Here is a 14231-nt window from a genome sequence, read left to right on the forward strand (position 1 = left end):
CCTGCCAGATCCCAACCGGCAGGCGCTGACCGCCGGCCGATCCACTGACGACAGCGTGGACAGGGCTGGGTCGTGTTTGAGAAGTTACGAAACACGCCCTAGCTAGTCGCGCAAGGGGTACGGGATGAACGTGCTGCGGTTCTCGTCGAGGTCGAGGCTGCGGCCGATCGGCGCGGCGGCCCGCTGCGGGCAGGACATTCGTGCGCAGGTCTTGCAGCCCGGCCCGATCGGTGTGGCCCCGTCGGCGGCCTGCAGGTCCCTGCCGGCGGAGTAGACGAGCCGCCCGGCGTGGCGCGCCTCGCAGCCCAGCCCGATCGCGAACACCTTGCCTGGCTGCCGGTAGCCGCCGTGGTGGCGGATGACCGTCCGGGCGATCCAGAGGTACCGCTGACCGTCCGGCATCACGGCGACCTGGACCATCACCCGGCCGGGTGCGCTGAACGCCTCGTACACGTTCCACAGCGGACATGTGCCGCCGGAACGGGAGAACGGGAAACCGGTTGCCGACTGGCGTTTGGACATGTTGCCGGCACGGTCCACCCGGACGAAAGAGAAGGGTACGCCGCGTGCTTTCGGGCGTTGCAGGGTGCTCAGCCGGTGACAGATGCTCTCCCAGCCCATCGCGAAATGATCGGTGAGGAGTTCGATGTCGTACCTCATATTCTCGGCGGCTTCGAGGAATCTTTCGTACGGCAGGATCAGTGCCGCTGCGAAATAGTTCGCAAGCCCGACCCGCGCCAAGATCTTCGTTTGTACGTCATCGAACTTCTCCTCCTCAATGATCTCGTCGATGATGTCGGCGCATTCCAGCAGGGCGATCTGGGCCCCCATCCGGATCGCCTGCTGACCCCGGCGCAACGAGGTGGACATGCGCAGCTCGCGGCTGCCAGGGCGGTACCGGTGCAGCTCGCCGCCGAGCGCGTCGGCGTCGTCGCGGACGATCCGGATATCGTGCCGGTCTGCCAGCCGGTCACGCAGCGCGCTCCAGGTCTCGCCGCGGCGCACCCCGATGCCGGCGGCCAGCGCCTCGGCCGCCTCGTCCAGGGCCGGTATGTAGTTCTGCCGGCGGTAGAAGAAGTCGCTGACCTGGTCGTGCGGGCTGCGGCCGGCGACCAGGTCACGATCGCCGACGACCTCGGCGAGCTGGTCGTCGGCCTGCCGGTACCGCCGGTACAGGTCGATCACCGCCGCGGCCACCTCGGGCAGCTTGGTGGCCAGCTCCGTGAGCTCGGGCAGGCTGGTCCGAGCGGGCAGCGCTTCCCGCAGGTCGGCGACGAGCTGCGGCGTGTCGTGCGGGGCGAAGTACGCGGTGTCGACCCCGAACGCTTCGGTGATCCGGATCAGGACGGCGACGGTCAGCGGGCGGGAGTCGTGCTCGATCTGGTTGAGATAGCTAGGCGAGATGCCCAGCTGCCGGGCAAGCTCGATCTGGCTGATCCCGCGCTCCTCCCGGAGCCGGCGCAACCGGGCGCCCGCGAAGGTCTTGGCCATCCCCTACATTAACACCTCTGTTAAGGCACGCTTTCGCAACTTCGCAAAACCGCCGTCCCAGGTTTTCAATAATTGGCTGTTTCCGTTTCTCGACGGTGCAATGCGGGCCGTGCCATGGTTGTCGCCTCCCCCTTGTATGACAAACCCAGGAGGCCGCAATGGGCACAATGGCGGAACAGCTGCAAAGCGAGTGGGCCACCGATCCGCGATGGCGCGGCGTGGAGCGCACCTACAGCGCGGCCGACGTCGTAAGGCTGCGCGGCGCGATACAGGAGGAGCACACGCTGGCCCGGCGCGGCGCCGAGCGGCTGTGGCGCCTGATGCACGAAGAGGACTACATCCATGCGCTCGGCGCGCTCACCGGCAACCAGGCGGTGCAGATGGTCCGCGCCGGGCTGAAGGCGATCTACCTGTCCGGCTGGCAGGTCGCCGCGGACGCGAACCTGGCGGGGCAGACGTACCCGGACCAGAGCCTCTACCCGGCCAACTCGGTGCCGGCGGTGGTGCGCCGGATCAACAACGCGCTCCTGCGGGCCGCCCAGATCACCACTTCAGAGAATGTCGCCTCCGGGCCCACGCTGTCTACCGGGCCGGAATGGCTCGCTCCGATCGTGGCCGACGCCGAGGCTGGCTTCGGTGGCGTGCTCAACGCGTACGAGCTGATGAGTGCGATGATCGCGGCTGGCGCCGCCGGCGTGCACTGGGAGGACCAGCTCGCGTCCGAGAAGAAGTGCGGCCACCTCGGCGGCAAGGTGCTGATCCCCACGGGGCAGCACATTCGGACGCTCAACGCCGCGCGGCTCGCGGCCGACGTGGCCGGCGTGCCGACGCTGATCGTCGCGCGCACCGACGCGCAGGCCGCCACGCTCATCACCACGGACGTGGACGAGCGGGACCAGCCGTTCGTCACGGGCGAGCGCACCGCCGAGGGCTTCTACCGGGTTCGCAACGGCGTGGAGCCGTGCATCGCCCGAGGACTGGCGTACGCCCCGCATTCTGACCTGCTCTGGATGGAGACCAGTACGCCGGACCTGGAGGTGGCCCGCCGGTTCGCCGAGGCGATCAAGGCGCGGTACCCCGACCAGTTGCTGGCGTACAACTGCTCGCCGTCGTTCAACTGGCGCAAGCACCTCGACGACGCCACCATCGGCAAGTTCCAGCGGGAGCTGGGCCACATGGGGTACAAGTTCCAGTTCATCACGCTGGCCGGATTCCACGCGCTGAACTACTCGATGTTCGACCTGGCCCGCGGCTACGCCGCCGACGGCATGACGGCGTACGTGGCGCTGCAGGAGCGGGAGTTCGCGGCCGAATCCGACGGCTACACCGCGGTCAAGCACCAGCGCGAGGTCGGCACCGGATACTTCGACCTGATCAGCACGGTGCTCAACCCGCAGGCCGAGACCACCGCGCTGCGTGGGTCGACCGAAGAGGAGCAGTTCGCATGAGGATCCAGATCACCGGCCCGATGGCGGAGCGGTACGAGGAGATCCTCAGCGCCAAGGCTCTGGACTTCCTCGTCGCACTGGACGACGAGTTCGCCGGCCGCCGGGTGGCGCTGCTGGACACGCGGCGGGCGCGGCGCGCCCGTTACGCCCTCGGCGACCTGCCCGGGTTCCTGCCGGAGACCGCTGCGATCCGCGAAGACCCGACCTGGCGGGTGGCTCCTCCGGCACCGGGCCTCGTCGATCGGCGCGTCGAGATCACCGGCCCCACCGAGCGAAAAATGACCATCAACGCGTTGAACTCCGGCGCCAAGGTCTGGCTGGCCGATCTCGAAGACGCCACGGCCCCAACCTGGCACAACGTCATCGGCGGCCAACTCAACCTGATGGACGCCGTCGAGCGGCGGATCGACTTCACCACCGCACAGGGCAAGCGGTACGCCCTCGGCGACGACCCGGCGACGATCGTGGTGCGCCCTCGCGGCTGGCACCTGGCGGAGAAGCACATCAGGGTCGACGGGCGACCCATCTCGGCCAGCCTCGTCGACTTCGGACTGTACTTCTTCCACTGCGCGCAGCGGCAGCTCGACGCCGGCAGCGGGCCGTACTTCTACCTGCCGAAGTTGGAAAGCCACCGCGAGGCGCGACTGTGGAACGACATCTTCCGGTTCGCGCAGCAGTACCTGGGCATCCCGCAGGGCTCGATCCGCGCGACCACGCTGATCGAAACCATCACCGCCGCGTTCGAGATGGATGAGATCCTGTACGAGCTGCGCGAGCACTCCGCGGGCCTGAACGCCGGCCGGTGGGACTACATCTTCAGCACTATCAAGAACTTCGGGCACCGGCCGGACTTCGTCCTGCCCGACCGGGCGGACGTGACGATGACCGTGCCGTTCATGCGCGCGTACACCGAACTGCTGGTGCGGACCTGCCACGAGCGCGGCGCGCACGCCATCGGCGGCATGGCCGCGTTCATCCCCAGCCGGGACGCCGAAGCGAACGAGGTAGCGCTGGCGAAGGTGCGTGCGGACAAGGAGCGGGAGGCCGGCGACGGGTTCGATGGCTCGTGGGTGGCGCACCCCGGCCTGGTACCGGTCTGCCGCGCAGAGTTCGACCGGGTGCTGGGTGACCGGCCGAACCAACTCGACCGGCGCCGGGAGGAGGTGTCTGTGACCGCGGACGACCTGCTGGCCGTCGACGCGACACCGGGCCGGGTCACCGAGGCCGGGATACGGGCCAACATCGCCGTGGCGTTGCGCTACTTCGACGCCTGGCTCGGCGGCACCGGCGCCGTGGCGATCTTCAATCTGATGGAGGACGCGGCGACCGCGGAGATCGCACGCTGCCAGGTGTGGCAATGGATCCACCATGGCACCGCGCTCGCCGATGGCGGCGTGGTCACCGCTGAACTCGTACGGTCGATCGTGGAGCAGGAGCTGGCCGTGCTGCGGGCCGAGCGGCCGGCGGCCGACCACGAAAGGCTGGCGCGAGCGGCCGCCGTGTTCGAAGAGCACGCGCTGGCCGAGGACCTGCCGGCCTTCTTCACCACCGGTGCGTATGCACGGCACCTTGTCTCGCCCCGGCCCTGACGGAACGCCGCTGCCACAGAGGCGGTCACGCCGCTCGCGCGGCGTGACCGCCGTCCACCCACTACTCGCGGGGTCGGTCGCCCAACTCGCGGATTAGCTTTAGAGCGTTGCCGTAGCAGCGCAGGGCCTGGCGGTAGCCGTTGCCGCGGTGGTGTCAAGCTGCCAGGCGTACGTGTCGAGGCCGTCGTCCGCTGCCTGCTGTACAAGGGCGAGCAAGTAGCCGATCGCTCCTTGGGAAGTGACATCCTGGCCTAATGATCAGCGCGCTGACGAAACGAGACCTCGCAGCTTGCAGCTCCCTGTACACGGAAACGTTCAACGCGGCGCCGTGGAACGAGTCCTGGCGGCTTGAGGACGCGACACAACGCCTCCGCGACATCCTTGCCACCCCACGCGTACTGGGCGTTAGCGTGAGCACGTCGGAGGGCGAACTGGTCGGATTCGCCCTAGGGCACCTAGAGCGCTACGCCTCCGACGACCACTTCTTGTTGCAGGAGATGTGTGTAAAACCAGCGCGCCAGCGGCAAGGAGTGGGCACCGCGCTTCTCGAAGCACTCAGGGACCGAATGCCCGAAGTCCGCCATTGGTACCTGGTGACCATGCGAGACGGCGTCGCCGCGGAGTTCTACAAGAAGAACGGCTTCAGACCCGCTGGACGAACGGGAATCCTCGTCTGGCCTTGAAGGGGCCTCGACTCCGGCCCGTAGCCGTCCGATCTCGCCGTTAGGCCGTGGCCTAGGCTCGTCGTCATGGACGAGTCGCGCGGGTCGGGAGTTCTCCGTCATCAGTCGTTGCACGACGGCTTCGTAGCGGCGCAGGGGTCGCAGCAGGGCTTCGCTGACGCTATCGACCGACACGTTGAGGAACACTTCGGCCCTGCCGAGTTCGTCTACCACGAGTTCGCCTCGCACCTGGTTGGGGTGCATGTCTACGCCGTGGCACCGACGGAGGACCGCCCGTACTGGACGCTGATCACCTCTGGGATGAGTGAGCTGCCGATGACGGTTCCGGAGGGTCACGACATCAGCCCGTACGCCGAACTGATGCTCAGCCTGCCGGCCGACTGGCCGCTGGCTGAGACAGCCGGGCTTGACGACGAAACCGGGTGGCCGCTGCGGATACTCAAGCAGGTTGCTCGACTGCCGCACGAGTACGGAACCTGGATCGGCGAATGGCATTCCGTGCCGAACGGTGACCCCGCGCAGCCGTACGCTGCGGGCACCCCGTTCGCCGGGGTCGTCGTCACGCCGATGCTGCGGGTGTCACCCGAGGCCCGGACGATCGAAGCCCGCGACGGCAGCCAAATCGCCTTGCTCGCGCTGATCCCTCTACATGCGGACGAGATGGCGATCAAGATCGAACGCGGCACCGACGCACTCATCGAGGTGCTCGATCGTGGTCGCGTCACCGAATTGCTGGACCCGCACCGGCCCTCGTACGCCTGAGCGCTCACTCGAACGCGATGACCGCCGTCAACTCATCGGTCGCGGACAGCTCCGCGCATCCGGGGGCCAGCGGATTCTTTGCCGGGATCGGGGACGGGCAGTCCTACGGGGTGAACTGTTGCGGTAGGCGCTGTTCCAAGCCGTCGAGGATGAGGGCGAGGCCGCTGGCGAACTCGTCGGTGTAGGAGTAGCCGGGGCGGCTGGTACGTGTTCGAGCAGCCCGGGGCGCCGGTCGCAGACCGTCGGTCAGCATTCCGAGGCTCGCCCGGAGCTGACGCCGGCAGGCAACGCCGGGCAGCGCGTCATCGTCTGAAACTCCTCGTGTCAGTTGTGGCGAGCAGGGTTAAAGCGTTTACCTCGCGCTGGTGGCGGCCGAGTGCCGCAATATATTGACACCTGTGAACCCTGCTGCTTTACTCGTCAAGGTAGTGATAGTAAACGTTTTAACACTTGCCCGGCCCGTTACGGCCCTGCGGTAGTCAGACGCTGCGCTCAGCGCGCGGAAGAGGGCATCTCCAACGACTCCGACCCCCCGCCTCGGAGTGCCCTCATCGTTGAGGAAGGAGGTCTCCGACCGCTATATGCACCACGCCCCGATTGCCTGCTACGACTCGACACCATCAACATCACCGGTGATCGACATGAAGGCGCATTGGCGGCCGGCGGCGCAGCCTCATCTGGACGTACCGATTGCATCTTGGAGCGCAGAGCATGTTCTCCCATAGACAGCGCGTCGCGCTGGTCGCCGGCGGTGCCGCGGTAGCGGTGACCGGCACGGGCATGGTGACGGCCGCCGCCGCGTCGGCTGCGGCTGGTTGCCAGGTCGAATACGCCATCGCCAGTCAGTGGCAGGGCGGTTTCGGCGCGAACGTCACCATCACGAACCTCGGCGATCCGGTCAACGGCTGGACGCTGCGGTGGTCGTACGGTGCCGGGCAGACGGTCAGCCAGGCGTGGAACGCCGCCGTCACGCAGTCTGGCAGCCAGGTCACCGCGACCAACCTCGGCTACAACGGCGCAATCTCCACCAACGGCACCGCGTCGTTCGGGTTCAATGGCTTGTGGACCGGCAGCAATCCCGTACCCGGCGCTTTCACGCTCAACGGCACCACCTGCACCGGAACCGTGGCGCCGACCACCGCACCCGCCACGTCAAACCCGCCAACACCGCCACCCACCACGCCGCCCACCACCCAACCGCCAGCGTCAGGAAGCCGGGCGATGGAAAACCTCGGCCGGGGCGTAGTCGCGGTGCGCGCGAGCAGCAGCAGCGTCCTCGTCAGCTGGCGTCTACTTGGCCTGGACCCAGACGGCATCGGCTTCAACGTGTACCGATCCGCAGCGGGCGGCACGTACGTGAAGCTCAACTCGTCGGTGCTGACCGGGGGAACCAACTACCAGGACACCACCGCAAATCTGGCGCAGGCCAACAGCTATCACGTGCGCCCGGTGGTGGACGGGGTGGAGCAAGCCGCGAGTGCGGCGTTCACATTGAGCGCGAACCACGCGACTGAGCCGGTGGTGCGCGTCCCCCTGCGTGCCGGCGGAGCGATAAAATTCGTCTGGGTCGGTGACCTGGATGGTGACGGCGAGTACGACTACGTGCTGGACCGGCAGACCTCGCCGCAGACCTTGGAGGCGTACCGGAGCAACGGCCAGTTCCTGTGGTCGATGAACATGGGCCCGAACAGCACCAACCAGAACAACATCGAGGGCGGATCGTCCACAATCGACGTCGGCCACAACGACGGCGTCACCGTGTACGACCTCGACAGCGACGGCCGCGCCGAGGTCGCGGTGCGGATCGCCAACGGCGTCGTGTTCGGCAACGGCGCCACGTACAACGGCTTGAGCGGCAACACCCGCCAGGCCATCGCGATCCTCGACGGCATGACCGGCGCGCCGAGGGCGACCGCCGCGGTGCCCACCGACTACCTGTCCGACGGGCCGATGTACGCCCGTTTCGGTGTCGGGCACCTCGACGGCACCACCCCCAGCCTCGTCGCGTACATGAAGAACCGGATCGGCTCCGGCAGCTTCAACCTCATGTACACCGCCTGGCGATTCGCCGGCAGCTCGCTCACGATGCAGTGGAAGTTCCTGCGCGGCAACCAGAACCTGCCCGACGGGCACAACACCCGCATCATCGACGTGGACGGCGATGGCAAGGACGAGGTCGGTGAGATCGGATTCCTGCTCAACGGCAACGGTGCCCTGCGCTACTCGCTGGCTCCCCACGGCATCGTGCACGGCGACCGCTGGTTCATCACCGACATCGACCCCGCCCGGCCCGGCCTGGAAGGGTACGGCATCCAGCAGGACCACCCGAGCGGATTGCTCGACTACTACTACGACGCCGACACCGGCCGCATGATCTGGCAACACCGCACCAACGCCCCCGGCGCCGACGCGGGCCGCGGCATGGTCGCCGACATCGACCCCCGTCACGCCGGCATGGAAACCTGGTCCTTCAACGGCGAGGTCAACTACACCAGCACCCCCAACGGCCTCTACAACGCCGCGACCAACCGGTTGGTCGAGCCCAACACCAGGAAACAGCCGTGGCCGCACATGGGTGTCTGGTGGGACGGCGACCTCCTGCGGGAGCTGTTCTCCAACGAACCCACCCCCGACAACCGCGACGCCAGAATCGTCAAGTGGGACCCGGCCAACCCATCCGACCCCTGGGCGGTACCCCGACAGGTGACCTTCTCGCAGTACGGCGCTGTCACCGCCCTGGGCAACAGCGTCTACCCCACCCTCATCGCCGACATCCTCGGCGACTGGCGGGAAGAGGTGGTACTGCCCAGCCCAGAATTCGACGAACTCGTCATCTTCACCACCGACCGGGCGACCAGCACCAGGCTGTACACCCTGGCCCACAACCCCGCCTACCGCAACAGCATGACCCTCAAGGGCTACCTGCAATCCGGCAACGTCGACTACTTCCTCGGCCACGGCATGTCCCAGCCGCCCAGACCAGCCATCACGTACGCCAGGAAGTAGCCCTCGCCCTGCCACGGCGCCCACACGCTCCGGGCGAACGCCATGCTCCCGTGGGCGTCGGCCCCACCGGCCGGCGCCCACGACCGAGGAACTGCGAATCTCTCGATACCGAGGATGCGGGCATTGACCGCGCCGGAGTGGAAGGCACCGTCGCCAAACGGCGCTGTCGTCGTGGGTGTTCCTCATCGTGCGCAACGAGTGCCTGCGCCGGCTACGCCGGCGCGGTGGGACGACCTCGACGGCGTGATCGCCGCGCTGCCCGACCTCCCTCTGGCTCAGCGGATAGGGCCGGGGTCGCGGTGCGATGTTGATGCTTGCCATTGTTAGCGGACGCGTGACGCCACGGCGCAGCAGACGCGAGGAGGATGCGTCCGCCGGATCGTCAGCGCAGGAGGTCAAGGTCGTCCCAGGCGTCCAATGCAAGATCGGCAGGATGCGCCCTGGGCACCATAGCGCCGGCTGGGCTTCTGGGGGGGTCGCCGCGGGCGCCGCCGCCCTGGTCACCCGGCTTGGCGGAAGGTCGGCGCCCGACACCTAGCACGGGCGTAGCAGGATATCTTGTGTTCCGATATATTGTGGCAGTGACCGAGCCTGCCTTCTTCATTCTCACCGCGTTGGTCAGCGGCCCACGCCACGGCTACGGCATCGTCGGCGAGGTGGCCGAGCTGTCGCACGGCAGCGTGCGCCTCAAGATCGGCACGCTGTATGGAGTACTCGACCGCCTGGTCGGCGATTGCCTGGTTGAACTCGACCGCGAGGAGGCCGAGCAGGGGCGGCTGCGCCGCTACTACCGGCTGACCGGGTCCGGTCGGCGCGAGCTCGCCGCCGAAGCGGACCGCCGTGCGGCCAACGCCCGCATCGCCATCGACCGGCTACGCGCCTTCGGCCCCGAGACCGCCGCATGAGCCGCCTTGACGAGCGCTACCGCGCCGTGCTGCGGCTGCTGCCCGCCGACTACCGGGCGCGGTGGGAGCAGGAGATGGTTGCTGCGTTCCTGGAGAGCATGGAGACCGGCGACCCCGAACAGGACGAGTATGTGCGGGACTACGGCCGGCCGAGCTGGTCGGAGGTGGGCAGCGTGGCCGCCCTCGCTGTGCGGCTGCGCCTCGGCGGCGCCGGCACGCCGCGGTCGGTGACCTGGGGCGCGGCCGTCCGGCTGGCCGTGTTGATGGCCCTGCTCGCCAACGCGGTATCCGGCACCTCGGGCGCCGCCTTTCGGCTGTGGCTGGCCGGCACCCTCTCCTGGCTGCCCGACCCGCCGGCCACCTGGATGGCCCAGATCCCGTCCGGGTTCTGGTACGTGTCTTCCGACCTCAGTGGGCTGTTCTGGCTTGCCGCATACGTGGCGTTCCTCAATGGACACCTGGCGGCCGGGCGCGCGTTCATCGGGCTCGGGATGCTGCCCGGCGCCGTCGTCGCAGTCATCTCCACAGTGGGTCTCATGGGCGTGTCACCGTCCGTTACGCTCTGGACCGCCCTTCTGGCCGACGGTGCGCTGCTGCTCGGGACGGTCGCCTTCCAGCCGGGTGCGGCGCCCGTGCGGATCCGGCCATGGCTATGGGCCCTGCCGGTCGGCGTCGTCACGGTCGCCGGCCTCTGGCTCGGTATCGTCGCCACCGCGCTGCTGGACTGGGCCGGACTACACGCCGTGCTGGCCGTGGCCGCTGCGCTGGCATACCTCGGCGGCATCGCCCTGCGCCTCCTGCGGCCGGCAGCCGCGTGGTCGCTAGCGCTGCTGGTGCTCGTGGTGGCCGTGCTGGCGGCGCGGCTGATCACGCTACTCGACTACGCGATGCTCGACCCAGCCTCTGACCGCGCGGCCTGGCTAGCCGTCGGGGCCGCCGAGGCCGCCATGCTGCTCGCCGTAGGCGCGCCGTTGGCCGTGCTCGCCGCCCGCGCACTGCCCAGGAGGGTGCCCGCATGACATCGGCGGTCGCGCGAGCCAGCGGCTCCCCGCCCCTGCCCCCGGCACGCTGGACATTTCCCGCAAGGGACGAGCCGGAAGCATGAGAACCCAGACCCCGTACGGAGACGTCCACCTGGTCTTCGAATTCCAGCGGCAGGCCCCCCGGCTGGACACCTCCGGCTGGCAGGAAGTGGTCGAAGGCAGCATGCGGTTCGCCGCCGAAATCCTCCTGACCAACCCGGCCGATCAGTACGTCGGAGATGGGACGCCGCAGATCATTGCCACCGGCGAGATGCTGGAGCTCTCGCCCGACCGGCGTGGTGCTCGTATCACGACGTGCGGATGGGGAGACAAGAACCTGTACGGCGCTGTTATCGCTTTCACCCGAGCCCTTCCCTCCGAGGCACGGAAGTGGGAGATCGAAGCGGAGTTCACGCTGACGGGGCCGGGCGGCCAGATGTGGATCGTGCCCAACGAGGACGAGGAGTACGCCGATTTCCTGCCGTTGCCTGACCCGGGCCCGGAAAACAGGTGGCACATCATCGTCTACGTGCGTGGCCGCGACTCGCGCCGCGAGGACGGCGAGTATTACGTGACGGTCTGGCCTGAGGCGTAGGCGGGCACCGGCAAAGGCCTCGTACCGCTACTCGCCCGCACGCGCAGGCTGTTTGCTTGACGCCCAGCGGCGTGAGTTCCCCCCGGTTTCACCGTGATGGAGGAGCTGCTACGCCAGGACAGCGCGACGGCGAGTTCCGCCGCTTCGGTACCCGGGGTGATGGCGGTGGCGGTGATGGCGCTGCGAAACGCCGTCATCGGCCAGCTCGCCGCCGATCACCGAGAGCGAGTGTCCCGTGCCTGACCGAGGTCACCGAGGGCCGCGCGGGCACCCCCGATGGGCCGTCCCCGCATCCCTCACCGAGGACCGGGCGCTTGCGCCCGGCCCTCGTCGTTACGGGGGCCCCACGAAAAGTGAGCCACTCTGTTGACGGTCGTCACAGAATTTTCTAACGTTTTCAGTGATGTCCTTCGATGGAGGTGCTCATGAATCGAATGAAGACCGCGATCGCGGCCGTCGCCAGTGGAGTGCTGGCCACGGCCGCCGCGGTCATCCTGTCCTCACCGGCATCCGCGGCGTCGTTGGTGGAGGTGACGAGCTTCGGCGACAACCCGGGCGGGATGCGCATGCACATCTACGTGCCGGACTCCCGCCCTACCAACCCGGCGATCGTGGTGGCCATGCACGGCTGCGGCGGCTCCGGCCCGGGCTTCTACCAGCAGAGCGAGTTCGCCCGCCTCGCCGATCAGTACGGGTACATCGTCATCTACCCCAGCGCCATGCAAGAGGCCGGCTTCGGCAGATGCTTCGACACCTGGTCTGCGGCGTCCAAGCGCCGCGGCGGCGGCAGTGACCCGGTCTCGATCGTCTCGATGGTCAACTACGCGAACCGCCAGCACGGCGGCGACCTCAACCGCGTCTACGCGACGGGCAGCTCGTCCGGCGGCATGATGACCCAGCACATGCTCGCCGTCTACCCCGACCTGTTCAAGGCCGGCGCGTCGTTCATGGGCGTACCTTTCGGCTGCTTCGCCAACGCGGCCGACTACCCGCCCGGCAGCAGCCAGTGCACCGGCGGAAGCATGAACCGCACCCCGCAGCAGTGGGGCGACCTGGTCCGGCAGGCGTATCCCGGCTACACCGGTGCGCGCCCCCGGGTCCAGCTGTGGCATGGCGCCAACGACACGCTGGTGCCGTTCTCGCTGCTGCAGGAGTCCGTCGACCAGTGGACCAACGTCCACGGGCTGAGCCTCACCCCGACGTCCACGGACAACCCACAGTCCAGCTGGACCCGGCGTCGGTTCAGTGACAAGGTCGAGGCGATCGCGGTCAGCGGTGCCGGGCACAACCTGCCGATGAGCGGGATGGCGCTGTACGCCCTCCAGTTCTTCGGAATCACGTCGACGCAGCCCACCACTCCCCCGCCCACCACCACCGCGCCACCCACCAGCACCCCACCCACGAGCCCGCCAGCCGGTACGGGTTGCCGGGTCGGCTACACCGCCAACAGCTGGAACACCGGCTTCACCGCCACCGTCGCCATCACCAACAGCGGCAGCGCACCGGTCAACGGCTGGACCCTCCAGTGGACGTGGTCGGGCAACCAGCAGGTGACCAGCGCCTGGAGCGCCACGGTCGCGCAGTCCGGCAACCAGGTGACCGCCCGCAACGCCGCCTGGAATGGCACGATCGCCGCCAGCGGCAGCGTCAGCTTCGGCTTCCAGGCCACCTACAGCGGCGCCAACAACGCGCCGACCCAGTTCACCCTCAACGGCACGGCTTGCGCCGGCTAAGCGGCGCCCGCCGGGGTGGGCCGGACTGACCGTAGGCTCACCCCGGCGTGTACCGAATTGGCCTCCCTGGGCGGGCGGTCACCCCGCGGCTGAGACCTCGACGGCGTCGACCACCTGGTCGAGAATCCTTTGGACGCGCGGGTTGAGCTGGTTGTGGCGGTGCCGGAAGATCTCCTCGGCGGTGACCGCGGGCCAGTTCGGTGGCAGGTGTCGCAGCGGTATCCGGGGATCGTCGCGCACGATCAGCAGCCACTCGCTGACCAACCAAAGCTGCCGTGCCAGGTCGTCCGGGGCGGCCGGCAGCGGCCGCGGGGTGTCCCAGCGGCGCAGGAACTGCTGGTACCGCCCGGCGATCGCGGACAGGTCGTAGGCGTCGCGGACCATCTGCCCGACAGCTGCCGGTTCCGCCGGCTCGGCGTAGAACACCTGGACATGATCGCGCAGCTGCCCATCGGGCAGCAGGGCGGAGACGTCGACCCTGCCCGGCGCGATCCACATCCCGCTGCGCAGCAGACCGAAGCCGGCCCAGCGCAGCCGGGAGCGGAGCAGATGGCGCTCGTCGCGGCGGGACTCAGGCAGCGAGAACCCGAGCAGGGTCCAGCGGCCGTCCGGATCCCGGTTGACCGCTCCGGCGCGCCACAACCGGTGCTCGCCTTCGGCCAGGACCGCTTGGGCCTGCGGCGTCAGCCCGAAGTACATCTTTCGGCCGCGGCGATGGCGGGCCAGCAGGCCGTGGTTCACCATTCGGGTAAGTGTGGACCGGGTGGCCTGCTCGGATATGCCGAGCCGCTCCATCACGGCAAGGTAACTGCCGGAAAATACGGCGATGTCGCGACCGAGCACCGCCTTGCCGAGGAAGGTCAGCAGGAGGGTCTGCGGTCGCACGCCAGCCGGTGGACCAGGCGCTGCCACCGGCCCAGAATAGGGCATCGATGCCGGGCACTATCTTTCCGTTTACGGTGTCCAGTAGGCGCATTGGTGCTCGGCGACGAATCTC

Annotated in this window: 13 protein-coding genes; 10 read left to right on the forward strand and 3 right to left on the reverse strand. The window is 68.3% G+C overall.

The genetic code is table 11. From position 1 onward, the window contains the following. Positions 1–102 precede the first annotated feature (102 nt). Positions 103–1491, reverse strand: coding sequence for a short-chain fatty acyl-CoA regulator family protein (locus V6V89_RS10890; protein ID WP_334618915.1), 1389 nt, complete (start codon positions 1489–1491; stop codon positions 103–105). Between the two features lie 158 nt (positions 1492–1649). Here V6V89_RS10890 and aceA point away from each other — a divergent pair, with 158 nt between their 5' ends. The 4 genes from aceA to V6V89_RS10910 all read left to right on the forward strand — a co-directional run bounded on the left by aceA (position 1650) and on the right by V6V89_RS10910 (position 5973). After that, positions 1650–2939, forward strand: a complete 1290-nt coding sequence (aceA, locus tag V6V89_RS10895; protein ID WP_334618916.1) for an isocitrate lyase — start codon at positions 1650–1652, stop codon at positions 2937–2939. Continuing rightward, positions 2936–4528 (forward strand): malate synthase A, encoded by a 1593-nt coding sequence (aceB, locus tag V6V89_RS10900; protein ID WP_334618917.1) that lies wholly within the window; start codon positions 2936–2938, stop codon positions 4526–4528. The genes aceA and aceB overlap by 4 nt, the downstream gene beginning before the upstream one ends. 254 nt (positions 4529–4782) lie before the next feature. Continuing rightward, positions 4783–5211, forward strand: a complete 429-nt coding sequence (locus V6V89_RS10905; protein WP_334618918.1) for a GNAT family N-acetyltransferase — start codon at positions 4783–4785, stop codon at positions 5209–5211. A 66-nt stretch (positions 5212–5277) separates the two neighbouring features. After that, on the forward strand, positions 5278–5973 hold the full coding sequence (locus V6V89_RS10910; protein WP_334618919.1) for a suppressor of fused domain protein: 696 nt from the start codon (positions 5278–5280) through the stop codon (positions 5971–5973). Positions 5974–6076: 103 nt separating this feature from the next. Here the strand turns inward: V6V89_RS10910 and V6V89_RS10915 are convergent, their stop codons facing one another. After that, positions 6077–6226 (reverse strand): hypothetical protein, encoded by a 150-nt coding sequence (locus V6V89_RS10915; protein WP_334618920.1) that lies wholly within the window; start codon positions 6224–6226, stop codon positions 6077–6079. 458 nt (positions 6227–6684) lie between these two features. Between V6V89_RS10915 and V6V89_RS10920 the strand changes: the two genes are divergently transcribed. From V6V89_RS10920 to V6V89_RS10945, 6 genes are all read left to right on the forward strand, one after another. Next, positions 6685–8979, forward strand: coding sequence for a rhamnogalacturonan lyase family protein (locus V6V89_RS10920; RefSeq protein ID WP_334618921.1), 2295 nt, complete (start codon positions 6685–6687; stop codon positions 8977–8979). Between the two features lie 581 nt (positions 8980–9560). Next, complete coding sequence (locus V6V89_RS10925; RefSeq protein WP_334618922.1) at positions 9561–9884, forward strand: PadR family transcriptional regulator; 324 nt, start codon at positions 9561–9563, stop codon at positions 9882–9884. Next, positions 9881–10903: a hypothetical protein gene (locus V6V89_RS10930; RefSeq protein ID WP_334618923.1), complete on the forward strand. Its 1023-nt coding sequence runs from the start codon at positions 9881–9883 to the stop codon at positions 10901–10903. The genes V6V89_RS10925 and V6V89_RS10930 overlap by 4 nt, the downstream gene beginning before the upstream one ends. Positions 10904–10985: 82 nt before the next feature. After that, positions 10986–11501 carry a hypothetical protein gene (locus tag V6V89_RS10935; RefSeq protein ID WP_334618924.1) on the forward strand — a complete coding sequence of 172 codons (516 nt, stop codon included), beginning with the start codon at positions 10986–10988 and terminating at the stop codon, positions 11499–11501. A gap of 93 nt (positions 11502–11594) precedes the next feature. Continuing rightward, a complete protein-coding gene (locus tag V6V89_RS10940; RefSeq protein WP_334618925.1) occupies positions 11595–11744 on the forward strand; it encodes a hypothetical protein in 150 nt (49 codons plus the stop codon). Positions 11745–11926: 182 nt separating this feature from the next. Continuing rightward, a complete protein-coding gene (locus V6V89_RS10945; RefSeq protein ID WP_442935112.1) occupies positions 11927–13234 on the forward strand; it encodes an extracellular catalytic domain type 1 short-chain-length polyhydroxyalkanoate depolymerase in 1308 nt (435 codons plus the stop codon). Between the two features lie 78 nt (positions 13235–13312). On the opposite strand, the gene V6V89_RS10950 is transcribed toward V6V89_RS10945, so the two are convergent. Continuing rightward, complete coding sequence (locus V6V89_RS10950) at positions 13313–14146, reverse strand: PaaX family transcriptional regulator (RefSeq protein WP_334618926.1); 834 nt, start codon at positions 14144–14146, stop codon at positions 13313–13315. Between the last annotated feature and the right edge of the window lie 85 nt (positions 14147–14231).

It is taken from the genome of Micromonospora sp. CPCC 206061, from assembly GCF_036906915.1.
Classification (GTDB): Bacteria; Actinomycetota; Actinomycetes; order Mycobacteriales; family Micromonosporaceae; genus Phytohabitans.

What these genes read in the sequence shown, in the direction of transcription:
- V6V89_RS10890 (WP_334618915.1), bottom strand. Translation starts at nt 1,491, where the DNA reads ATGGCCAAGACCTTCGCGGGCGCCCGGTTGCGCCGGCTCCGGGAGGAG.
- aceA (WP_334618916.1), top strand. Translation starts at nt 1,650, where the DNA reads ATGGGCACAATGGCGGAACAGCTGCAAAGCGAGTGGGCCACCGATCCG.
- aceB (WP_334618917.1), top strand. Translation starts at nt 2,936, where the DNA reads ATGAGGATCCAGATCACCGGCCCGATGGCGGAGCGGTACGAGGAGATC.
- V6V89_RS10905 (WP_334618918.1), top strand. Translation starts at nt 4,783, where the DNA reads ATGATCAGCGCGCTGACGAAACGAGACCTCGCAGCTTGCAGCTCCCTG.
- V6V89_RS10910 (WP_334618919.1), top strand. Translation starts at nt 5,278, where the DNA reads ATGGACGAGTCGCGCGGGTCGGGAGTTCTCCGTCATCAGTCGTTGCAC.
- V6V89_RS10915 (WP_334618920.1), bottom strand. Translation starts at nt 6,226, where the DNA reads ATGCTGACCGACGGTCTGCGACCGGCGCCCCGGGCTGCTCGAACACGT.
- V6V89_RS10920 (WP_334618921.1), top strand. Translation starts at nt 6,685, where the DNA reads ATGTTCTCCCATAGACAGCGCGTCGCGCTGGTCGCCGGCGGTGCCGCG.
- V6V89_RS10930 (WP_334618923.1), top strand. Translation starts at nt 9,881, where the DNA reads ATGAGCCGCCTTGACGAGCGCTACCGCGCCGTGCTGCGGCTGCTGCCC.
- V6V89_RS10935 (WP_334618924.1), top strand. Translation starts at nt 10,986, where the DNA reads ATGAGAACCCAGACCCCGTACGGAGACGTCCACCTGGTCTTCGAATTC.
- V6V89_RS10945 (WP_442935112.1), top strand. Translation starts at nt 11,927, where the DNA reads ATGAATCGAATGAAGACCGCGATCGCGGCCGTCGCCAGTGGAGTGCTG.